At 55.6% G+C, this 22,756-nt stretch carries 12 protein-coding genes; 11 read left to right on the top strand and 1 reads right to left on the bottom strand.

Annotated elements, in window-relative coordinates; genetic code table 11:
- Positions 1–708 precede the first annotated feature (708 nt).
- The 3 genes from JUE67_RS01000 (at position 709) to JUE67_RS00990 (ending at position 3,466) form a co-directional block, all read left to right on the top strand.
- Positions 709–1,713, top strand: coding sequence for a hypothetical protein (locus JUE67_RS01000; protein ID WP_203625876.1), 1,005 nt, complete (start codon positions 709–711; stop codon positions 1,711–1,713).
- 181 nt (positions 1,714–1,894) lie between these two features.
- Positions 1,895–2,404: an alcohol dehydrogenase gene (locus JUE67_RS00995; RefSeq protein ID WP_203625874.1), complete on the top strand. Its 510-nt coding sequence runs from the start codon at positions 1,895–1,897 to the stop codon at positions 2,402–2,404.
- Positions 2,405–2,551: 147 nt separating this feature from the next.
- Positions 2,552–3,466: an Rgg/GadR/MutR family transcriptional regulator gene (locus JUE67_RS00990; RefSeq protein ID WP_203625872.1), complete on the top strand. Its 915-nt coding sequence runs from the start codon at positions 2,552–2,554 to the stop codon at positions 3,464–3,466.
- 225 nt (positions 3,467–3,691) lie between these two features.
- Here the strand turns inward: JUE67_RS00990 and JUE67_RS00985 are convergent, their stop codons facing one another.
- A complete protein-coding gene (locus JUE67_RS00985; RefSeq protein ID WP_203636926.1) occupies positions 3,692–8,335 on the bottom strand; it encodes a MucBP domain-containing protein in 4,644 nt (1,547 codons plus the stop codon).
- A gap of 243 nt (positions 8,336–8,578) precedes the next feature.
- On the opposite strand from JUE67_RS00985, the gene JUE67_RS00980 reads away from it, so the two are divergent.
- The 8 genes from JUE67_RS00980 (at position 8,579) to JUE67_RS00945 (ending at position 22,223) form a co-directional block, all read left to right on the top strand.
- Positions 8,579–12,253 (top strand): MucBP domain-containing protein, encoded by a 3,675-nt coding sequence (locus JUE67_RS00980; protein ID WP_203625868.1) that lies wholly within the window; start codon positions 8,579–8,581, stop codon positions 12,251–12,253.
- Positions 12,222–13,427: a MucBP domain-containing protein gene (locus JUE67_RS00975; RefSeq protein ID WP_203625866.1), complete on the top strand. Its 1,206-nt coding sequence runs from the start codon at positions 12,222–12,224 to the stop codon at positions 13,425–13,427. Before JUE67_RS00980 ends, JUE67_RS00975 begins: the two co-directional genes overlap by 32 nt.
- Positions 13,428–13,680: 253 nt before the next feature.
- Positions 13,681–14,295 carry a WxL domain-containing protein gene (locus tag JUE67_RS00970; RefSeq protein ID WP_203625864.1) on the top strand — a complete coding sequence of 205 codons (615 nt, stop codon included), beginning with the start codon at positions 13,681–13,683 and terminating at the stop codon, positions 14,293–14,295.
- Between the two features lie 69 nt (positions 14,296–14,364).
- Positions 14,365–15,381, top strand: coding sequence for a WxLIP family cell surface protein (locus JUE67_RS00965; protein ID WP_203625862.1), 1,017 nt, complete (start codon positions 14,365–14,367; stop codon positions 15,379–15,381).
- 19 nt (positions 15,382–15,400) lie between these two features.
- A complete protein-coding gene (locus JUE67_RS00960; RefSeq protein ID WP_203625860.1) occupies positions 15,401–17,548 on the top strand; it encodes a WxL domain-containing protein in 2,148 nt (715 codons plus the stop codon).
- Between the two features lie 406 nt (positions 17,549–17,954).
- Positions 17,955–19,598, top strand: a complete 1,644-nt coding sequence (locus JUE67_RS00955; RefSeq protein WP_203625856.1) for a peptide ABC transporter substrate-binding protein — start codon at positions 17,955–17,957, stop codon at positions 19,596–19,598.
- 269 nt (positions 19,599–19,867) lie between these two features.
- Positions 19,868–20,734 carry a hypothetical protein gene (locus tag JUE67_RS12645; protein WP_225877854.1) on the top strand — a complete coding sequence of 289 codons (867 nt, stop codon included), beginning with the start codon at positions 19,868–19,870 and terminating at the stop codon, positions 20,732–20,734.
- Positions 20,721–22,223 (top strand): hypothetical protein, encoded by a 1,503-nt coding sequence (locus JUE67_RS00945; RefSeq protein WP_203625854.1) that lies wholly within the window; start codon positions 20,721–20,723, stop codon positions 22,221–22,223. Before JUE67_RS12645 ends, JUE67_RS00945 begins: the two co-directional genes overlap by 14 nt.
- Positions 22,224–22,756 lie beyond the last annotated feature (533 nt).

Below are 22,756 nucleotides of genomic sequence, written 5' to 3'. Positions count from 1 at the left end.
TTGTGGACCGTGAGTCTGGAAGCTCCGGCACGATTATGCTCCCGCAATCTCTGAGATCGTCAGTTTACTGCTTCCGGGTCAGAACTTCGATATTTCCGATTTCAGAGATCGCCGTATCCGCGATTCCAGCTTGAGACCACCACATCAGTGTGATGCCGTCACACTATTTTCCACCAGATATCTGGGGGCGTGCGGACCACGGGACCGCGGATGTTTGGTTTCTGGACTAAAAGAGACAAATTTGTGGACCGTGAGTCCAACCGATTGGACGCGGTCACAATCCCGCAATCTCTGAGATCGTCAGTTTACTGCTTCCGGGTCAGAACTTCGATATTTCCAATCTCAGAGATTGCGTATCCGTGATTCCCTCTGGTGACCGCCACATTAGTGTGATGCCATCCCACTATTTTCTACCAGACGTCTGGGGCGTGCGGACCACGAGACCGCGGATGTTTGCTTTCTGGCCTAAAAGAGGCCAATTCGCGGACCGTGAGTCCAGCCAAAGTGCTGCGAACATCATCTCGCAATTCCTGAGACTGCTAATTTGTTTTTCCTGGGGGAGATTGTCGATATTTCCGGTCTCAGAGATCGCGGGACGCTCAGGCCGAGGTTCAGACTAATCAGATGCCGGCGCGCCGAATCAATAAATTGCTTTATAAAACAACGCGCGCTATTCTAAAACTAAACGGTGATAAAGGAGACGCTCTCATGGGTGGATTTGTTGGCTGGCTCAATGGCGCTAATCAAAATATTCAGGCGGTGGCGGATGCGATTCAGGCATTAGTCGTTATCCTGTCAATCGGCTTTGGGGCAATTCGCTATTTTCAAGGCAAGCGCAGTAAGGCTCGACTTGCATTGATTCAGATGCTCAACCTGCTGGATGAGTTTCCGCTCCTGGTCAACGATGCGGAGCGTTTCAAATATAAAGAAAGTCAGAGCCAGCACGGGGATGATCGACTCGGCCAGGCGCAAGAGCCGAATTGGGCTGACATGGTCGAGGACGTCAAACGGTTCCGCGAAGAGTTTCGGACGATCTTGAATGAGCTTTGGTCGACGCTGGACGCCAGCCAGGTCTTTTTCCACCGGACGGATACGGAGACGTTGACGGTGCTCAACAATTCGACCAACGTGATGCAGGCGTTGAGCGTGCTGATCTCCGACCTGACTGAGGGCAGTTATGACCATCTTCAAAATCAAAAGGAGCTGGTTCGCACCTATCTGACCCAATTCGCGGAGGCGCTATGCTCGCTCGCCGCGAAAAAGAAGGTATTCCAGACCTCGGCGGAAGGGGCACAGTATTATCCGGTGTTGAGCGATTACAGCAAATGGTTTGCGATTGTTGCGGATGAGGTCACGAAGGCATTTGCGACCGATGCAAAGCTCCAAAAACTCTCCCTGTCGAAACTTTATACTGAGTACGCTAAGCGTCAGGAAGCGGATCTCTCACAAGCCCAGCGTTTTTCGTCGTTTCGGATTCAGCAATATGCGGTCTATCATCCAACCAACAATATCACCGCGACTTCTTTTGCGGCGTTGACGACTGGGCAGCGCCGCGCGATCTATGGGGATGTGTTCCGCGATCAGGTCAAACGCCAATTTTTGACCAACAAGACCGCGCCATACAAGGTTGAGCGCAGCGAGTATACGCTTCCTGATGGCCCGGACAAAGGCAAAACAGTTTATCCATTCATGCTGGTGCGGCCCGAGCGGTAAGGCGGGGCGGCATCAGGAAAAAGATTCAGTCACACCTGCGAGCGCCGCAGCTTGACTGGATCTTTTTTGATTCGCCGAACACCCCACCCAATCTTTTCGGGTTGCATATCTGCATCGTTTTCCGCTTTTGTACCTGGCCGCTGGCATAATGACCATGGGGGGAACGGAAAGCGAGAAAGCAATGACAAAACAGATCGACATGACGGGCCGCCGCATCGGCCGTTTGACGGTGTTGGCCGCAGCCGGCCGGATGAAAAATGGCAATCGGCGCTGGCTGTGCCGTTGCGATTGCGGCAATGAGGTCACGGTGGATGGCTATGCGCTGCGTGTGGGTTCGGTCAAAAGTTGTGGGTGCCTGCGCCGCGATGCCAGCAAGCAGACCGCTCGCACCAATCCGGCATTCCTGGCGAACGTGGGCAATGCGGCGCTGTGGGGCACCGTGGCTGGCACCAATCTGCGCACCTTTGTCTCGATGCGCGCCACCAATCGCTCCGGCGTGACGGGCGTTTCGTATGACAACACTAGCGGTAAGTGGATCGCCCGGTTGTATTTTCGCGGCCGGCTGGTGTTGAACAAGAGCTTTTGGCGTTTCGATGAGGCGGTCCAGGCCAGGCGCCTAGCTGAAAAACATTACGTGACGCCACTTCTTGAGCGCTACGAACCGCTGGTGAAGCAGTGGGGCACACAATAATGGCGGGGCGCTGCAATAACAGGCTGGCACCCATTATTTTTCTAATATGCACAAATATCTTTGTAAAACATGACAGAAGTGTCCGTGACATCTCCTGCAACTCTGATACGATGAGGATAGCTCATATGACGAAATGGAGGGGCGAAGATGAAGCAAATTGGGCCGGCGATCAAGCGCATCCGGGAAAATAAGGGCCTCACGCAGGTCAAAATCTACGACGGCGTCATGTCGCGGACAAATTATGCGCGGTTTGAGGACGGGCAGATCGATTCGTCTGCCACGAACCTGATGGAGATGCTCAAGCGGCTGAATCTGTTGATGACAGAATTCGCCAATCTTTACGACGGCGACACGGACACCGTGATCGCCGTTCAGCAGCAGGCCCTTTCGCTGGTCAATCAGGGCATGACCGAGCAGCGCCCCGAGCCGTTTTTGAAGGCGGCCGCGCTGATGGCGACGCAATACGAGGACTCGCACTACATCGCCGATCACCACACCCAGCTGACCCTGCAGATCTACGCGGATTACATGGCAAATGACGGCCACGTGGTCCAGGCGGCACCGCTGCTTCAGCAGTTGCTCACGTATTTGGAAAAAAACGAGACGTGGTACTCCTATGAGGTGTCGCTTCTCAACAATCTGATGCCCATGATGACGCCTGACCAGCTGCTGGTCTATCTGCGCATCTACATGCAGCGCGTCTCCAAGCTGACCCAAGTCGATCCCGGCGTGGCCAGTGTGGGCGAGGTGCTGGTGCAGGCGTTTGAGGTGGCGATCAATAATCGAGATTTTGAGATCTACCAATCGCTGCTTGCACTGTTTGACGCCCAGCACCTTCAAGAGCGCCTCCTGTTTCCGCATCTTTTCCGCCAGGCCTTCGATGCCTTCGCCGCCTACACGCAGGACCAGAATGCGGCGGCGCTTCAGGGGAAAATTGATCCGTTATTGATGCTCGTCAGCACGCTTCAGATTCCGGTGAATGGCGCCCAACTGCGGCAAGACATCGCCCGGCTTCAAGCGTGGCTCGCCCCGAACGTGAAATTCTGCGATCCGGCTGACTGACAATCATTCTGCACAAAACGAAAACAGGCGCGACGCCCCAGTTCTTCAACTGGAGGGTCGCGCCTGTTTCGTTTGCGTTGCGTTTTGGAATCAGCGTGCGCATCACTTCCGGTTGGGTGCGCGATGCGAGGGGCTAATGCGCAGAGTTAATACACAGGGCTCATACACAGATCGAATACGGAGCGCGAAAACGCAGCGCGAATACGAAGCGCGAATGCGAAGCCCTTACGAGCGTTTCCGCCGAGTCGAGTCGAGCACACCGATGCCCAACCCGCCAAGCAGTAAGGCGCCCAGTGCCGTCCACAACATTGTCTGCCCCTCACCAGTTTGCGGCAGGGTCTCCGCTTTTGTGGCCTTTGCCGCGGGTTTTGGCGACACCGGCGCGATCGGCTTGGTCTCCGGCTTCACATCCGGAACCGGTTGATTCGGCGTCGTCGGTTTGGTTGGCGTGGTCGGCTTTGTCGGCTTCGTTTCAGGCGCCGGCGTATTCGCATACGTGAGGACGAGGCGTTGCGGATCGCCGAAGACGCCGGTCAGCGGGCCATCGCTCCCAACAAAATCATAGCCCGGCAAAGTCGGCGGTGTGATCGTAAATGGATTGCCCGCCTCGCCGATCAGGACCAGATCTTCGCGCAGCGTGTTGCCGGTCGCCTGATCGATGAACGAAACGGTGACCTGGCCTGCGACAGGCGGCACATCGGCTTTCGTGTAGCGAAGGGTGATGGTCTGCGGATCGCCGAATGTGCCAGTGAGGGCGTGGTCCGCCCCGAGGTAAGTGTAACCGTCGATCTCAGGAACCGAAACATTGAAGGCTTTGCCCACAGTATCGGTCAAAATCGTGTCCGCTTGAATCTTGTTGCCGTTGTCGTCGACATATTTGACCGTGACTTGGCCGGCGACCGGGGCGACATCTTCTTTCGTGTAGCGCAAGGTGATGGTTTGTGGATACCCGAATGCACCGGTGAGCGCGTGGTCCGCGCCGAGATAGGTGTAGCCGGCGATTTCAGGAACGGAGACGGTGAACTCCTTGCCGACTGTATCAGTCAAAATCGTATCGGGCTGAAGGGTGTTCCCATCATCGTCGATATACTTCACAGTGACCTGGCCCGCGATCGGCGCGACGTCATCCTTGATGTAGCGAAGGGTGATCGTCTGCGGATCGCCGAATGTGCCAGTCAACGCGTGGTCCGCCCCTGCGTAGGTGCAGCCAGCAATCTCAGGCACCGAAACAGTGAAGGCTTTCCCAACTGTATCGGTCAAAATTGTATCCGGCTGAAGCGTGTTCCCGTTTTCGTCGACATACTTGACTGTGACTTGGCCGGCGACTGAGGCTGTGTCTTCTTTGGTATAGCGCAAGGTGATCGTCTGTGGATCCCCGAATGTGCCGGTCAGCGCGTGGTCCGCGCCGAGGTAGGTGTAGCCCGCGATCTCAGGCACGGAGACGGTGAAGTCTTGCCCAACTGTATTAGTCAAAACAGTGTCTGCCTGCAAGCTGTCGCCGTTTTCGTCGACATACTTCACGGTGACTTGCCCCGCAACTGGGGCGGTATCTTCCTTGGTATAGCGCAAAGTGATGGTCTGCGGCTCGCCGAATGTGCCAGTCAGCGCGTGGTCCGCGCCGAGGTAAGTGTAACCCGCGATCTCAGGCACAGAGACGGTGAAGTCTGGGCCAACCGTATCGGTCAAAACAGTGTCTGCCTGCAAACTGTCGCCGTTTTCGTCGACATACTTCACCGTGACCTGACCTGCGACTGGCGCGGTGTCTTCCTTGGTGTAGCGCAGGCTGATGGTTTCCGGCCCAGTGACATCGAAGGTCAGATCGTGGTCGGCGCCTTGGTAAATATAGCCCGGCACATCGGGCGGCGTGATGGTGTGCGTCTCGCCAATGGGGACGGAGACCTCGATCGGTGCGGCGATCACATCGCCATTTTCATCCTCAATATTGACGGTCAGGGTCGCCTCGTCCTTTGCGTAAAGCAAGGTGACGGCGGTCGGGCCAGTCAGTGTGCCCGTTAACGCGGCATTGTCGGCAGTGCCAACATAGTGGTAGCCCGCGATGTCAGGCGTTTCGATCTGATAGGTATTGCCGACTTGGACCACGCGGACGGTCTCGTCGCGCAAAGTCGCGTGGGTCGCTTCGTCCTGATAGCTGACGGTGACCGTGGCGGCTTGCGGCGGCGTTGGCATGTCGGACTTATTGCTGACATAACCGTAATCTGTGGCGTCGGTGACATATGGAATCATGATCGACCAGATGTTATAAGCCGAATTATAAGAAGCGTCTTTATAGGTGAGGAGCATATAGTACTGATACGGATTCTGAATAATTGTCTCACCGTCGCCATATGGATTTGTCAACGGCCCCGGCATCACTTGATCTTTCAAGTTCGCATATTGCACCGACAAATTGTCGCCAGCGGGGTGGCTAATATTACTGGAAGTGGCGCCGTTATAATAAACGCGCTCGGACTTTCCCATGTCCACATCAAAGCCGAACTGTGCGCCAGTCCCATACCGCAGCTCGGATGTCAGCGCCATCCCCTGCGGCAGCTTGCCACTCATGGTGTAGGTATACGTGCCATCATCGCTCTTCACAACAGGCAGAACGACTTGTTGTTGAAAAATCGCGAATTTGCTTGTGTATTGCGCGGCATTCAACGAACTAAAATCGAGGATGTTATTGTACTGCAGCCCAAGGTCAGTCACGTTTGTCAGGCCAGCCAGGGCATCCACTTCACCAATGCACTGCCCACTCATGTCGATGGTCGTTAGGCTCGTCAGATTCTGCAATGGCCACAGATCAACGAGGCCACCATCCCAGGTCTTCTGGCCATAATTGAGATCCGTATCCATCTGAATGTTCGTCAGATTCGTCGCATACTGAATACCATCGAGCAAATAGATCGTCGTCGGATCGATATATGTGCCGAACTGGTTCCCAGCGCGATAATCGACAGCGAGCTTGGTGAGCTTCAAGAGGCTGTCTTTTGAGATCTGATCCACGGAAGTCCAATTGCCGGTCGGATCCTGTTTTTGGAGATTATGCAAAACCAGTTGCTGGAGATACGTATTTGGCATCCATTCATCAATATAATTGTTGCCCGTGGCCGCATCGACCCCAGTCGCATCGCTGGCGATCGCCGCCGCGGCCGCCTGACTGGTCCAAGCTGAGTTGAGGCCGGTAATATAATGGTCGCCGATATGACTGCCGGAACTGGCGGCCAGCGTGCTATTTTTCAGATAAACGAAGGTCATCGTTTGCTCATCCGCGGAAAAAATGCCGGTCTGCGAACTTTCACTTTGCGATGTTGCGAGCGTGTAGCCGTCGATCGTCGGGGCCGTTTGGACAAACTGGCCGCCAATTTTGCCTTCCGCCAGGGTGACAGCGGGGGAGATCTCCTCGCCCGTATCGCCGTCGATGTAACGCACCGTCACATTTGCGGCGTCATTTAAAACCGTGTAAGGCGTGACGACATACCCGCTAAAGCCGTTGCCGTTGTCAAAATACATCACGATCTGACCTTTGGCGACGCTCGCCGTGCTTGCCAGCGTGTAATTTTGGCTGGTCTGCCAATTGGCGCTGTCATCCGGCACCACAGTCGGGGCATAGGTGACGCCGTTCACGGTCGCTACCTGATTGGGGTCGGCCGAGGTGAACGAGATCGTCGCAACCGACGCGCCATTCAACCCAACCACCGGCGTCGCATACGTGATCTGGCCGGAAGCATCGGGCGTGACGCCGATCGCCTTGAGCACGCTGCCTTGCCCGGTCGCATTCATGGTGCCACCCGGGGCGAACGTGATCATACTGAGGTCGGTCACCGCGTTTTGCGGAATGAGTAAGGACGTGAGCTGCTTATTCGCAAGCGCGAAAATGTCACTCAGATGCGGTTGATAGGAAAAATTGACACTGGTCAGCTGCGACAGATCGGCCAGCGCCGAGATATCGCTCAGCCCACCATAGTAGCCATCCGATGAAATTTTCAGCGTGGTCAGCCCCGTCGCGAGTTCCAAGCCCTTGAGTGACGTGATATTCACCCGGTCTGTGTTGGCCGTATTGTTGCCATCCGCCGGCAAATTGTCGGTCGTCAGCGTGGTCAATCCGGCGATCATTTCTTCGGTGATCTGATCGACACTGGTCAGCGCCGTCCCGTCCGATGTGGTCACATGATCCGCCTGCAACTGCGCAAGAACCGCAGCCTGAAGATGGACATCAGGCATCACCGTGTTGAGGTCAAAATCACCGTCCTGCGCCTGCAATGCCCGGGCAGCAGGGGCAGCTTGAGCGGCCGGCTCGGTTGGCGTGGCCTCGTCAGTATTTTCGGAAGCGGCTGGTTGCGTCTCGGAATCTGGCGAAGTCTGCGACGCCTCTGAAGCCAAATCATCTTGAGATTGATCGGCCTCGGTTGCATCGCCATCGCTGGTCTGAGCTTGGCTCCCAGTCTGCGCAGAGGTCTCCGAATTGGCAATGACCTCGGCCTCCGCCGCTGCGTCATTCCCTGTGATCTTCACGATCTCCTGGGCATCCGCCGTCTCAGTTGTGCTCGAAGTCGCCGGTGTGTCGCTTGTTTCATCCGATGAAGCAGGGGCGGTCTCGGTCTGGTCGGACGCGACTTGGCCGGGCTCGATCTGCTCCGACCCAGCTTGGCTCGAATCGCCCTGATCTGAATCCGTTGGCAACGCCTGTGCGTCTTGCCCCTCAGTTGCGGGACTTGTCACGTCACCACTTGGCGCCGCATCGCTTGCCGCGGCATGGACAGGGGTGAGTTGGGCAGCGCCGAGGCTGAGGCCACCGACTGTGATCAGCGCGGTGACCCAGCGGCGGCCGGCCTTATATAACTTTGGATGCGTCTTTGGTTCGCTGGACATGATTTCTCCTCCTTTAGGCCTCCCCCTGACCATTGATAACACACATTTTGCGGGCTTCGTTTCGCCAAAGACGAAAATGTTGCAGATATGCACATATTCCGGCGCGCACCCCGCACTTTTTTGCCCGAAAAAGTGTTGCATATCTGCATCATTTGTATCAGCTGAGACCGGTTGCAAGATACAATCACCTCGTAATGTGGGGGTTACACTGACTGATCATCAACCATTGAGGAGGAATGGATCATGGATCAACAGCGTAAGACGCATTTTAAGATGTACAAGGCGCACAAGCAGTGGCTCGTGGCCGGTGTGACGGCATTTTCGCTGGTCGTCGGCGGCGCATTCGGCACCAGCCACGCGGTGTGGGCCGATGAGGGGACCCCGGTCATTTCAGCTGAAAATACTGCCGGGCAACAGGCCACCAACAACGATTCAGGCGACGTGACGCCAGCCGCCCAGACACCGAGCAAGGCAAATGGGGATGCGGGTCAAACACCAACGGCTGAAGAGGCAACCCCGACCACGGACAACGCGCAGCCGGCTGCCGAATCCGCCCAGCCAGGCGAAGGAACGGCCCCGGCTTCGGTAGCTGATGGCACGGCCTCAAACGGCACGACCCAAGACGGTGTGAACTCAGATGTCCCGAACTCGGATGCCGCAAACCCAAATGGCGCGGACTCGGACGTCGCCGATTCCAACAACGCCAATGACGAGGACGCCTCCATCGAGACGCCCGCCACCGACCAGTCCCAGCAAACCCGTCCCGAGGCTCGGTCCGCCCGCGCCCTCAGCGAAGGGGAAGATGGCAGTGATCCAGCCGAGACGCCGACAGCCGAGGACGGAGAAGAAACGCCAGCCAACGACGAAACTGATCCTGCCAATGACCAACAGACGGCCCCGCTTTTAGGCCTAAGCAACAATGAAGTCGATGGCGCAGATCTGGCCGATGTGATCGCCGCCACGAATACGTTCAATGTCTCGAAAACAAATGCGCTTCAGTACACGTATTCGCATCTGGATCGGGATGCCTCGCTCAAAAACATGAGCGGGGCGAAGATGTGGCAGTCGCAGGCCTTTGCAGATGCAATTCCGATGGACGCCTCTGGGTACTATCAAAACACGACCGTCTACAATATCGACCTCTGGATGCCTGATTACGCGCTCCAGTATGTTTTGTGGCAATCAGCCTTCTCCAGCCAGTACGCGACGATCAATGATTTTCGCGCCAACTTCACGAAAAATGATCTGGCCACGCTGACCAATTTTTCAACGGACCAGGCTGCGCAAAATACGCATGGCAATAGCCAGACTCAAGGCGCGCCGACGAACTACTATCAGGCGTTGATGAGTATGCAAAGTCTGGAAGGCCTGCAATACGCGACCAATCTCAAGACGATCAATTTGTCCCCGAACATCATTGTCAGTGAAAATGTCTATGGCACGCCGACCAAGAATGGGAATCTCTGGGACATCAAAGCCCTGACCAACCTCACGCAGCTTCAAGGCGTTCAGATGGTCATGTTCTCGATCACCGATGTCACCGCGCTGGGCGATAAACCGAGCCTGACCAATCTGTCGCTTTCCTATAATATGATCACGGACATTTCGCCACTGGCCAGCGACTCTGGGCTCAATGGCAGTACCGCGCTGGGTTTTCAGCACGTCCTGCTCGACCCGATCACGATCCGAGAAGGCACCGCTTCTTATACGACCCCGTCCTTTATCGTCAAGGATCTGACTGACACCAACGTTCCGGTCAAAGGATATGACGGCAGCGGCCAAAGCGGGTATCCCGGTCTCTACCCAAGTTCATCCAACGGTGGCAACATCGATCCGCAGACGCTGACCTGGTATGGTATGTTGCCGGATACCTCGACGAATTACGGCGCATTTTCCACAACATGGAATGACGCGGCGACCGGGTTTGAAGGCTGGTTCATCCAGCCTTACGCCCTTGATGCCAACGCCAGCAATATCGTCGTCAACTATCAGCTCCTGAAGGCGGATGGCACCCAGCTCACCCTCGCGCCATCGACCGTGCTGTCCGCTGAAGTCGACGATACGGCCAACCTGCTCAGTACGACCACCGTGGTCAATCGCATCACCAATCTCGTCAACGAGCAGGGCTTCACCTTTGCCGGCCGCCTGATCGATGGCACCGGCCTGTTTTCCGACGCCATGGCCAATAATGGGCTCGCCCATTTTCTGGCCAGCGACGCCGTGACCTTCACGGAAGAGCCGCAGAATTTCACCATCCTCTTTTTGCAAGACTGGGATCTGACCGTGCACTATTACGCCAAGACCACGGATGAAAATGGGGACGAGGTGCTCACCGAATTGCCGGCGGACATCGCGCCAAGCAAGACCACGGCCACCAATCTGAACACGCCGGTCCTGATCACGGATATTGTCCCGGACCTCAGCGCAGACAAATACGCCTTCGACCGCGTCGACACCAGCCCCGAAGGCATCAATTGGACCACGCTTCCAGCCGACGCGACGACCTTGCCGTTCCAGGACAACGACCAAGAAGTGCGCGTGATCTACCACGCCGTCCAGCAGGCCAAAGTCCAATTCGTCGACGCCGATACGCTTGACGCAAACGGCGACCCGACTGTCCTGGAGACGCTTGATTACACCACTGATTCCGCGCTGCAAGGCGAGCTCGGCGCCGCGATCACCTATGACCCGGCCGCCAAGATCGCCGCCTATGAAGCCGCCGGGTATCGTCTCGTCAGCAATGACACCACCAGCGGGTACGATTTTCCGCTTGACCCGCTGGCCGAAACGCCGACCTTCACCATCACCCTCGCGCACACCCAGTCGCTCAAGGACACCACGACCGTCGCCCAGACCATCCACTACACCGACGGCACCAACCCGCTCGCCCCGGACGCGACCCAGCAAGTGACCTTCACCACCGTCGTTGACAACACCATCGCAAATGACCCGGGCACCGTGTATTTCAAGCTTGGGGAAAATACGCCGGCGCTGGATGCGACCACCCAGCTGTTCGATTCCACGGGTTGGACGGTCTACGGAGACGATGCGAAACCGTCATTCACCGCCACCGCCAATCCGGATGTGCCAGGCTGGCGCGTTGACTCGATTACCCCGGCCCAGACCGGCCTGACCCAAGTCGACGAAACAGCAGTGACCCCGACGACCACCGATTCGGAGATCACAGTTCTGTATGTGCGCGCGTATGAAATTTCTGATATGTCGACGGTCACCCAGACCATCACTTATCAAAATAAATATGGCGATAGCATTCATGAACCGGCGACTGCGACCAAGACCGTTTTGACCGTTTCCAATGGCCAAGGCGGCACCACCACATTTGTTGCGGAGGGCGACGTGACGGATCAGCCGACACTCGACGAGAATGGCGTGCCGACAACTGGTGATTGGACTCAGGTACCGGCAGGGGAGACGCCAATGTTTGCCCCAGTCATCAACCCGACCATCGCGGGGATGCACGTCGTTTCGACCACGGATCCGGCCGGTGACCTCACGCGCATCACAGCCCAGCCCGTGACAGGCGACGCAACCCAGAATTATACCGTCACCTATGACTATACAGAGGGCGTGGTCCCGCCAGAAGAAGCAGCGACCCTGACCGTGCAGTTTGTTGATGAAAATGGGAAGAGCCTACTGCCATCTGAACGCAAAGCCTTCACCATTGGAAGCGGCTACGAATGCACCGCACCGGAGATCAGCGGGTACCATCTTGAGACGGCCGAATTGCCAGCCGGGGGTTCGCTCTCGGACGGCGTGGCGTCGGGGCAGATCACGACTTCAAATGATGTCCTGACCTTTGTCTACAAGATGAATGACGGCGTGGTCCCGCCGGAAGAAGCGGCGACCCTGACCGTGGAGTTTGTCGATGAAAATGGGAAGACGGCTGCGTCCATCTGAACGCAAAGCCTTCACCATTGGGAGCGGGTATGAATACACCGCGCCGGAGATCAGCGGGTATCATCTGGAGACAGCGGAATTGCCGGCCGGGGGTTCGCTCTCGGACGGCGTGGCGTCGGGGCAGATCACGACTTCAAATGATGTCCTGACCTTCGTCTACAAGCTGAATGACGGCGTGGTCCCGCCGGAAGAAGCGGCGACCCTGACCGTGCAGTTTGTCGATGAGAATGGGAAGACGCTTCGGCCATCTGAGCGCAAAGCCTTCACGATTGGGAGCGGCTATGAATACACCGCACCGGAGATCAATGGGTATCATCTGGAGACAGCGGAATTGCCGGCCGGGGGTTCGCTCTCGGACGGCGTGGCGTCGGGTCAGATCACGACTTCAAATGATGTCCTGACCTTCGTCTACAAGATGAATGACGGCGTGGTCCCACCGGAAGAAGCGGCGACCCTGACCGTGCAGTTTGTCGATGAGAATGGGAAGACGCTACTTCCATCTGAACGCAAAGCCTTCACGATTGGGAGTGGCTACGAATATGCTGCACCGGCGATCAGCGGGTATCATCTTGAGACCGCGAAATTGCCGGCTGGGGGTTCGCTCTCGGAAGGCGTTGCGTCGGGTCAGATCACGACTTCGAATGCTGTGCTCACCTTCGTCTACAAGATGAACGAAGGCGTGACGCCGACCCCGCAACCCGCGACGCTGACCATCCATTTTGTTGACGGCGCAGGCCATACCATCCAGCAGGACACGGTTTTGACCCGGGCGGTCGGCAACGGCTACACCTTCGTCGCCCCGGCGCTCACCGGGTACACGTTTGATCACGCGATTTTGCCAGATGGCACGGAAAGCCGGAACCGGACGACGATCGGAACAATGACCGCGGACGCTCAGGAATTGACCCTGGTCTATCTGCCGAACCAGGCGCCGGTCGAGCCATCCAAGCCGATCACGCCGGCGAAACCGGAGACCAAGCCGACGACCCCAGCCAAGCCGGAAGCCAAACCAGTGGCTAAGCCAACTACGACGAACCAAACTGCGACCAAGCCAGCTGAAAAATCGTTGCCGCAGACCGGCGACAGCCAGAATGGATTGTTGGCAGCGATGGGCGCGTTGATGCTGGCGAGCCTCGCGCTTGTCGGAATTCGCCCGACGCGTAAAGAAAAATAATAATTTAACGTGTTAACGAAACGCCCCGCACCGCCTGAGATTCAGGTAGGCGGGGCGTTTTTATGTGGGCCTCTCGCGATAAATATTTCATGTAACTCACTCAATTATATTGGGTGGAACAGCCCGCAATATCAAAATATCTAACCGGCTCAATTAACCCGATTGAAGGCCTATAACTGCCAATTGTATGCGTATTCATGATATACTTAAGATGTTGATAAGGACAGTCGTATGAGAAACGGAGGTTATTTCTATGAAGAAAAAACTATTGTTGACCGCCGCCCTTGTATTAAGTCTAGGCGCCGCAACGATCCCGGTTTCTCCGGTAGGCGCGGCCGCAACTACAGCTGAGTTTATCGTAACGCCCGGCGAATTGACACTTGATACAGTACCTGACCTGAACTTTGGAACAGTACCAATCGCAAGCCTGATGGATAATGCGACAACCACCTCGCAACTCGTAGATTACGACAACGAGGATGAAGGTGCGAATGCTAACCAAACGGGGGATGTACAGGTATCAGATTACCGTGGGTCAAACGACGGTTGGATCTTGTCGGCGCAGATGACGCCATTCGTCGCTGATGCTGATGGTTCCGAGCTTAATGGCTCGATGACACTTCTTGGTGATGGCTCGACCAGCACTACTGTTGCGCCAGGCACATTTGGCCAAACAATCGACACAAATAGTGAGGATGTAATTATCTGGACCGCAGATGAAGACACTGGGATGGGCGTTAATACTGACTTCATTTCAGCAGGGGCAGCTAATTATGTCACGCTGAATCAGAAAGCCGATGCCGTTGCCGGCCAATATGACTCAGATGTGACTTGGACTTTGGCTGCAGTACCAGCTGCGGAGCCTTGACGTTAATGCACTAGAGAAAGGACCAGCCGACCCTGGTCCTTCTTTTTCCGAAAAAAAGGGGGGAACACATTGAAACGCAGACATCTGATCATCGCGTTGCTCGCATTCTTAGGCATCCTATTTTCCGTTCCGCACCCGGCGCAGGCCGCGGATGGCGCCGGGTTCACCGTTGCCCCCGCGCTGCCCACGAACCAAATGTCTGACGCCTCGTATTTTGACCTGCTGGTGAAGCCCGACAGCACTCAGCATTTGCGCCTCGCGCTCACCAACCTGACCGATAAGGAAAAAACGTTGACGGTGACGCCGACCAATGCGTTCACCCAGACCAATGGCGTGGTGAGTTACGCGCCAAATTCGGCGAAGGACGAGTCGGCGGAATACCAGCTCAACGACTTGTTGGGAAATAAACAGACGGTGAAGCTGAAGGCCGGCGAAACCCTGACCGTTGATTTCACCCTGACCATCCCCAAAGAAGGATTCAAAGGCCAGATTCTTGGCGGCCTTTACGTGACTGACGAAAAGCACGTGGATAAAGGTAGCGGCAAGGGCATGACCATCAATAACAAATACGCGATGGTCGTGGCCGTGAACCTGCAGACTAGCAAGAAAAAAGTTGACCCGGACCTGAAATTGAACGAGGTCTACCCCGGCGCACAGACGAACAAGGCGGCGGTGATCGCCAACCTGCAAAATCCGACCCCGCGCCTGTTCGGCCAAGCGGAAGTCGTGAGCACGATCACCCGTTCCGGATCCGAAGAAGTCGTGCTCGAACGGACGGTCAAGAATTTTGATTTTGCCCCGAATACCAATGTCGATTTCGCCACTTATTCAAAGGAGCCCCTCAAGCCTGGAAAATACGTGCAGGACCTCTTGATCACGACCGAGAATGACGAGTGGCATTTCCGCAAAACCTTTACGATCAGCCAGGCTAAAGCTGACAAGGTCGAAAAAGAGCTCGGCCATGACGTCAGCCGCTTCCCGTGGTGGATCGTCGTGGTCAGCGTGATTGCCGCGCTTCTGCTGGGCGGGCTGATCTGGTTCCTGTTGTGGCGCCGCAAGAAACGTCAAGAGAATGACGCTGCCTGAGGAAAGGAGGCCGTTGCGTATGAAAAAAAATAAAGTGAAACTCATTCTGCTGGGCCTGTTCCTCATGGCATTGATCGGCGTGTTTCAAACGAGCCAGGTGCGCGTGACCAAGGCGGATACCGCTGCCGCTATCAATATTCCTACTGAGCCACCGTTGATTGCGGGGACGGCATTTCATGAGCCGACTGATCCGGCAACAACTGCGATTCAGACCCAGCCAAATACATCAAGCAGCACTTTGCCTGGTCTGGATCCATCGAATAGTATGACAAGTGTCGCCGTTCAGTCGGGCGATACGCTTCGAATGTATGGTGGTACGTCGGGCAGCAATGATTACAAGAGAATTGAGATTGTGTACCAGCTTGGCTCCAGTACGCCAGTTCGAGTAAACACCAATTCAACCGCCACTTTTGGACCGAATAACTTTAATGATCAAAACTTGAGATTTTGGTATGACCTTACTTTTCAAACTGTTACAGTACCCACTTGGAACTATTATCAGGTGGTCTTGGTTAATACTAACTTGTTGGGAATAACCCAGTCGGAGGAATACTCCCAATTCTTCCGCGTCTTGGTCATGCCGGCTAACTATCAGATAAATCTCTCACCAAGTGTGCTGATTCTTTTCGAAGGTCAATCGGGGACAATCATGCCGACCAACCTTGATCAATCAATCATCCCGTCATACACGACCCCTACTGGTTCATATGTGACTCAGAGTGTGAGTGGAAACGAGTCCATACTGACAGCAACGAATGGTCCAGGTGCAACCAGCCAACATGCCACGTTTGGTCTTTCAGATATCTCTGTAGGAGGTGAAAGCCTTGATCCGGACAAAACCTATACGAGTAGTACCACCTACATTTACACAGGGCGATTACAAGATCAATCTGTCAGCCTCGGGGAATCCGCAACGTTTACGGTTGAAATGCCGCCAGCAGTAGACGTCGAATCAGTCTCTTGGACCGTTGATGGTGCCCCGCCGCCAGAAGATGCAGACATCAGTGGAAATACAATGGAGTTGCCGAATGCGCAAGCCGATGCTGTGATCCAGGCAACTGTGACCGCCAAGACTGGTGCGAGCGGATCGACAGAAATTGTTGTGACAAGTAATACCGCGCAATTAACAGTCACCGGTCCAACAGAAATCCAATTGTCAGCAGATCCATATCTGTTTTCCGGTGAAGCTGTAGCTGTCACAACAAATGAGACCCAAGTCTTAACCAATCTTCCTGAGGGGACCCCGCTGACTTGGCACGTGTACCAGCCTGGGACACAGATCGAGTCACCACTTGCCACAGTTTCAGATACCGGATTAGTGCAAACAACAAACTCTGGGACTGGATCAATTGATGTCGTGGCTGAATATTCAGGAAGCGACGGCACCGTAACTGGGGTGATCACACTTCAGATTCTCTCTGTGCCAGATCAGACATTCGAGGCTGGATCCACGGCGACTTTGACAGTTCCGACATTGACACTAGCAACCGGACAAACTGTAGCATATCAATGGTATATGCAGATTCCGGATGGTGATATGACAGCGATCACTGGCACCAATGCTTCAACATATCAATTGACTAATGTTCAGCTCGGGCAGGAAGGGACGAAGTTTAGAGTTCGTTACAATGTCACAACGCCAGGACAACCGCCAAGTGTGACTACTTATGGCTCCAACGTCTTCACCCTCCACGTCACCGAACCCGGTGCGCTGTCCCTAGAAGAAGCCCCAGCCTTCCAGTTTGGCAAAATGGGCTCAACTTCAGCCACCATGATCAGCCCGACAATCGAGGATATGATGACCGGATTTTCCGGCGCTGGCACAGTGGGGGATGCGACTTGGATGACGGACACGACGAGCGGCACGCTGAAGATCGCGGACACGCGCTCGACGACCCAGCCGTGGAAGCTCACGGTCGGCCTGTCCACCTTCACCAACGGCATGACCGCAGTGAATGCGTCCTTGCAACTGGTCGATGGAGGCACGCTATTGCCGCTTATCGAGACCGGCGCATCTACTGAGCTTTACCCAAGCCAAGTCGCCACCGGGGGCACGTTTGAAAAACAGCTCCAGGCTTACCTCTCAACGGAACCCTCAAGCGACGCCTCGCTGGGTAGTTACTCCGCAGACGTGACCTGGACCTTGGAAGATACCCCAAACCCTTAGCGACAGATACCATCTTCAGAACCAAGCACCACCCAAAAGCCTTCCAGCTTGATCGGCATGCCGCCTCGGCCGCTGAACACCTGCTGAAAGGCTTTTTGCATCTCCAAGATGAAGAGAAACACATCGCAAAATGAGTCCATTCATAACAACTTACCGCGCAACTCAAGGAGAATTATCCCAAGCCAGGTTGCCCGCCGCCAAGCACAAATATTCACAACGAAATGAATATATTCACGAACTGCCAAACCGAGATCAAATTAAAAATATCCGTATAAACCGCACAACCGCGCAATCAGCGACAAACCCATGAAAATAATCCGAATAAAATGTGAATAAATACTTGCACAACATTCGTGCAACGGTTATCATCATTCTCATAAACAAGAACAAGCAGGGGGCAACACTCATGAAAAATACAAAAGCAATTATCGCCGGCACCATGGTCCTCGCCGCAAGCACACTTTTAGCCGCATGTGGCTCTAACAGCGCCAAAGCCGCCGACACCACATCCACCAGCACCTGGACCACGATGGTCGGGGACGGCATCCAGTCCATGGATCCAAGCGTTGCGCTGGATCTGGTTTCCGGGCAAGTTTTGACCGACACCACCGAGACCCTGCTTCGATATGATGGCGCCGTCCTCAAAGAAGGCGTTGCGACCAGCGTGCCGACCGCGACCAATAATGGCCTGACCTATACCTATCACCTGCGTCATTCCAAGTGGGCAAACGGCGAGGCCGTCACCGCCAAGGATTTTGTCTACGGCTGGCAGCGGACCGTCGACCCCGCAACGAAATCTCAATACAATTATCTTTATTCCGGCATTAAAAATGCGGATGCGATCATGGCTGGCAAGAAGGATCCCTCGACCCTCGGCGTAAAGGCCACCGATGATTACACGCTGGTCGTCACGCTCGAGCATGCGATTCCGTATTTTAATACCATGCAGGCCAACCCCGTCTTTGCCCCGCAAAATCAGAAGTTCGTTGAAGCCCAAGGCAGCAAGTACGGCCATTCCGCTTCCGCGTATCTCTCAAACGGCCCATACATCTTGAAGGACTGGAGCGGCACCGGCGACTCCTGGACCGAAGTGAAAAACACCAACTACTGGGACGCCAAAGATGTTCACATCAAGACCCTGAAGACGCGCGTGGTCAAAGACAGCCAGACCGCGCTCAACCTTTACAATACCGGCAAGCTCGACGACGCCGTTTTGTCCGGCCAGCAAGCCGCCCAAGCCAAGACCAATAAAGATTACGATCCACTGAAAGTGTCCTACATCCAATACCTGCAGCTGAATGAAAAGAAGGTCCCGGCCTTCAAGAACACCAAGATCCGCCAGGCGATCTCCATGGCTATCGATCGTCAGCAATTTATCAAAAAAGTGTTGAACGACGGCTCCATGCCCGCCAGCGTCGTCACCCCAGTTGGCCTGTTCGCCAACCCGGACAAGCCGAGCGAGGATTTTGCCACCGAATCGACCAAAACCACCAAAGCGGTGACCACTTATAATAAGAAGAAAGCCGCAACACTTTTTGCCGAGGGGCTGAAAGAAGTCGGTGAAAGCAAGCTCAGCATCACCTTGCTCACCAGCGACACCAGCGCCGACAAGAGCCTCGGCCAGTACCTGCAAAACGCGCTTGAGCAAAACCTGCCAGGCCTGACCGTTGCCATCCAGTCCGTGCCTGACAAAGCCGCGCTGACCAAGAGTCAAAACGGCGACTTCGACATCACCGTCTCCGGCTGGTTCGCCGACTTCCCGGACCCGATCAATTACCTGAACCTCTTCACCACCGGCGCGGACGGCAACAACGGCAGCTGGAGCAACGCCGCCTACGACAAAGCCGTCAAACTCAGCGAGACCACCGACGCCAACAACGCCACCAAACGGTACCAGGACCTCCTGACCGCCCAGACGATCCTCAACCAGGACGCCGGCGTCATCCCGCTGTACCAGCAAGTCCAGTCCCACCTCGTCAACGCCAAAGTCAGCGGCCTGAATTACGGCGCAAATAACATGTACAACTACGTGGGGGCCAAAGTGAAGTAAGGCGTTGGGGCGTCCAAGCTTTTGGGGAAAATGAGTCAGTGGGGGATTCATCAAGGCGTCGTTGCCCGTGATCGTGGGGATCCGGGCCGCGGCGGTAGGAAATAGCAACAAGGGGGATGCCCTCAGACTTTTGCGGTCGATTTGACGCAGGAGTCTGAGGGCGTTTTTCTGTTGAGACAGTCCGCGCGTTATAACAGGCGTGATACTTTCTATCTGATGCGCAACGCGGTAAATTTAAATTAAGACGACTCGATCAGGGAGGACCCAACATGTTTAATAGGAAGCTTTTCAATCAGGCCAATGAAGATCTGAAGCTGGCAGATGAACACTACCAGGAGCAAGGCAACATTCTCGCAGATCAAGTCAAGGCCCTCTACCAACTTCGCATCACCAGCATCGCGCTGATCAAAAAAGTCCAAGCGCATGTCTCCAAATTGGCAAAGACCCCAAAAGACTTTCAGGTGACCCAACACCAGATCACGCTCGAGATCGAGGCATTTGATTTGAAAGAAGAAACAGTAAAACGCGCAGGCCATCAAACGACGCTCGGTGCCGGGGCTGCGGCGACCGGCACGACCCTCGCTGCGCTGGGCGTGGCGGTCGCGACGATGGGGCCAACTGCGGCCATGGGCATCGCGACGACCTTTGGCGTGGCCTCAACCGGCACCGCGATTGCTTCCCTGTCCGGGGCGGCAGCAAACAGTGCCGCCCTGGCCTGGCTTGGCATGGGCACCGTTGCCGCTGGCGGCGGTGGCATGGTAGGCGGTACCGCGCTCTTAGCGCTCGCCGGTCCAGTCGGCTGGACAGTCGCGGGCATCGCTGGGACGGCCAGCGTCGTCACCGGCGTTTTAACCGCTCGGAAAAATAAAAGTGAAGCGGGCAAGTTGGTCGCCCAACGCCTCGACCTGGAAAAGGCTAGCGTCAATATCGCCCGCCTGATTGAAGAGGTCACCTACCTGAATGTGGCGACCGAGCGCCAGCGCACCGCAGTTCGTGAGGCGAACAAGGCGGTGACCGGCACCGACTACACCGCATTTTCGCTTGACGAAAAGGCACAGGCCGGCCTGCTCGTCAACGCGACCTTGACACTTGCGCAACTCGTCAACAAGGAGGTGGCCCTCCATGAAGAAGACTAAACAATCGCCGCTTGCGCATGATGCATCCCAGGGCGTGGCCTCTTATGTCGGCTTCTTGAATTACCTGCGCCTCAGCGAGCTGCAAAAATCGCTGACCGCCATTTTAGAAAATGAATCTCATGACCTGAGTCAGTGGGCCGCCCAGGAAAAAGCCGCACTGACGGAAATGGGTGCGACTCAAACGGACATCGCAGGCCTTATTTCCAGCCATCGCGGCGGGCTAAAAGGCGTTCACGGATTCATCGCCGAACGCGCCGAAGTCGGCATTCGCAACGCCCGTGATCTTATAGCGGACCTTGACCCAGGGACAGCTTGGCTGAACAATAACGGCTACGCGGACCTGATGATTGGCGGGCGTGGCGTGCAAATGAAATTTTACCAAGACCTTAGCCGTGAAATTTCCCAGGCTCGAAACTATCCAGACCTCCAGATGATGATTCCGCGGGACCATTTTTCCGCGATCGAAGCCATCATGACCGGTGAAAAGAATGTCGAGCTGGGCGATAACTCCCTGCGGCTTTCGACGATCACAGAGATTCGCAGCACCGTCACCCGCGAAAGTGAGATCCGCGGCCTACCATATAAGCAGTGGTTGCGCCCGTCTGTAGACGATTACGCCGGTGTGCAGGTCAAAACGGTCGATGGGACCCTGCAAAATGAATCCGCAAGTCTGCACGACACCGCGACTGCCGGGAAAAAGGCGGTCCGCAACGATGCCAAAAAGGCGCGTGCCACCGCGCAGCAGACCGCCCGACCGAGCATGGCGGAAGGCGCCAAATCCGCGGGTGTCGGGGCCGCGCTTCAAGGGGGCCTCGGCCTCGCTGGCTTTATCTATCAGAAGCACCGCAATGGCAAGGAAGTTTGGCAATTCGAGGCGGATGATTGGGCTGCGGCCGGTGTAAAAACAGGAACCGAATCGCTCAAAGGCGGCATCTCTGGGGCATCGATCTATGGCCTCACCAACGTCACGAAACTTGCTGCGCCAAGCGCTGGTGCTGTCGTGTCTGGCACATTTGGGCTGGCAAGCGCAACACTCCAGCTCAGGCAGGGAACCATCGATGCTGACGAGTTTTCCGATCTGGTTCTGCTCAACGCGATCGAGGCGACCGGCGTAGCGGTGGGTGCGGTGCTTGGGCAAACGCTCATCCCTGTGCCAGTGCTGGGCGCGCTGATTGGCTCGATTGCTGCCTCGTCTGTGATGCAAATGGGCGAAGGCATTTTCGCAGATAGGGAAAATGCACTGGTGGAACAAATGAAACAACGCGTTGATGCCGCAATCGCAGGAATGTCTGCCGACGCGCAAGTTTCACTTGCCACGCTGAGGACGCAATTCGCTTCACTTGGCCGCTTGCAGGATTCTGCCTTTGATCTTGAGCGGAACATCCAGCTACGATTTGACGCCTCCATTGATTTGGCCAGAGCCGCGGGGGTTTCTGAGAAGATGATTAGGCACCAAATAAGTGAAACGGATCAGTATTTCTTGAGCTGATCAGTGAGGCTCGGGTCGTGTAGATGGCTTGGGCCTTTTTCTATTGAGTTAGGGCTGCCCCTTTCTCCGGACTCGGGGTCCGTCGATGTCGAGGTTTTGACGTCAACAGGCATAATTCGCGGACTGGTGGTCCATAGTTTTCAGCGTTGAACTGCGGCGTGGCTTAGATCCGTGGACTCCCGTTCCATGGATCTCAAGGTTTCGAGGTCACAGCGCGCAACTCGCGGACTGGGAGTTCGTGGATTGAGCACTGAAACGTGGAACGGCTTAAATCTGCGGACTCAGGGTCTGCGGATCTTGAAAATTTGGCGTCCAAGCATACAATTCGAGGACCAGGAGTCCATCGATTCCAAATATACGAGGTGCGAGCTAGCAAGTTGTGGACCGGGAGTCCGTGGATTGACCGTTGAAACGTTGAACGGCACATATCTGCGGACTCAGGGTCTGCGGATCTCGAAGATTCGTCGTCAAAGCACGCAATTCGCGGACTGGCAGTCCATAGACTCAATCTTTGAGCCTTGGCACAGAATTCA

Source organism: Lacticaseibacillus mingshuiensis (assembly GCF_016861785.1).
GTDB classification, from domain to species: Bacteria; Bacillota; Bacilli; order Lactobacillales; family Lactobacillaceae; genus Lacticaseibacillus; species Lacticaseibacillus mingshuiensis.
Note: the sequence above shows the minus strand (reverse complement) of the source record. Positions and strands in the feature narration are given on the sequence as shown.

Excerpts from the sequence above, each read along its gene's own strand:
- JUE67_RS00990 (WP_203625872.1), top strand. The coding sequence starts at position 2,552 with ATGAAGCAAATTGGGCCGGCGATCAAGCGCATCCGGGAAAATAAGGGC.
- JUE67_RS00955 (WP_203625856.1), top strand. The coding sequence starts at position 17,955 with ATGAAAAATACAAAAGCAATTATCGCCGGCACCATGGTCCTCGCCGCA.
- JUE67_RS00975 (WP_203625866.1), top strand. The coding sequence starts at position 12,222 with ATGAAAATGGGAAGACGGCTGCGTCCATCTGAACGCAAAGCCTTCACC.
- JUE67_RS00970 (WP_203625864.1), top strand. The coding sequence starts at position 13,681 with ATGAAGAAAAAACTATTGTTGACCGCCGCCCTTGTATTAAGTCTAGGC.
- JUE67_RS00945 (WP_203625854.1), top strand. The coding sequence starts at position 20,721 with ATGAAGAAGACTAAACAATCGCCGCTTGCGCATGATGCATCCCAGGGC.
- JUE67_RS00995 (WP_203625874.1), top strand. The coding sequence starts at position 1,895 with ATGACAAAACAGATCGACATGACGGGCCGCCGCATCGGCCGTTTGACG.
- JUE67_RS12645 (WP_225877854.1), top strand. The coding sequence starts at position 19,868 with ATGTTTAATAGGAAGCTTTTCAATCAGGCCAATGAAGATCTGAAGCTG.
- JUE67_RS00985 (WP_203636926.1), bottom strand. The coding sequence starts at position 8,335 with ATGTCCAGCGAACCAAAGACGCATCCAAAGTTATATAAGGCCGGCCGC.
- JUE67_RS01000 (WP_203625876.1), top strand. The coding sequence starts at position 709 with ATGGGTGGATTTGTTGGCTGGCTCAATGGCGCTAATCAAAATATTCAG.
- JUE67_RS00980 (WP_203625868.1), top strand. The coding sequence starts at position 8,579 with ATGGATCAACAGCGTAAGACGCATTTTAAGATGTACAAGGCGCACAAG.
- JUE67_RS00960 (WP_203625860.1), top strand. The coding sequence starts at position 15,401 with ATGAAAAAAAATAAAGTGAAACTCATTCTGCTGGGCCTGTTCCTCATG.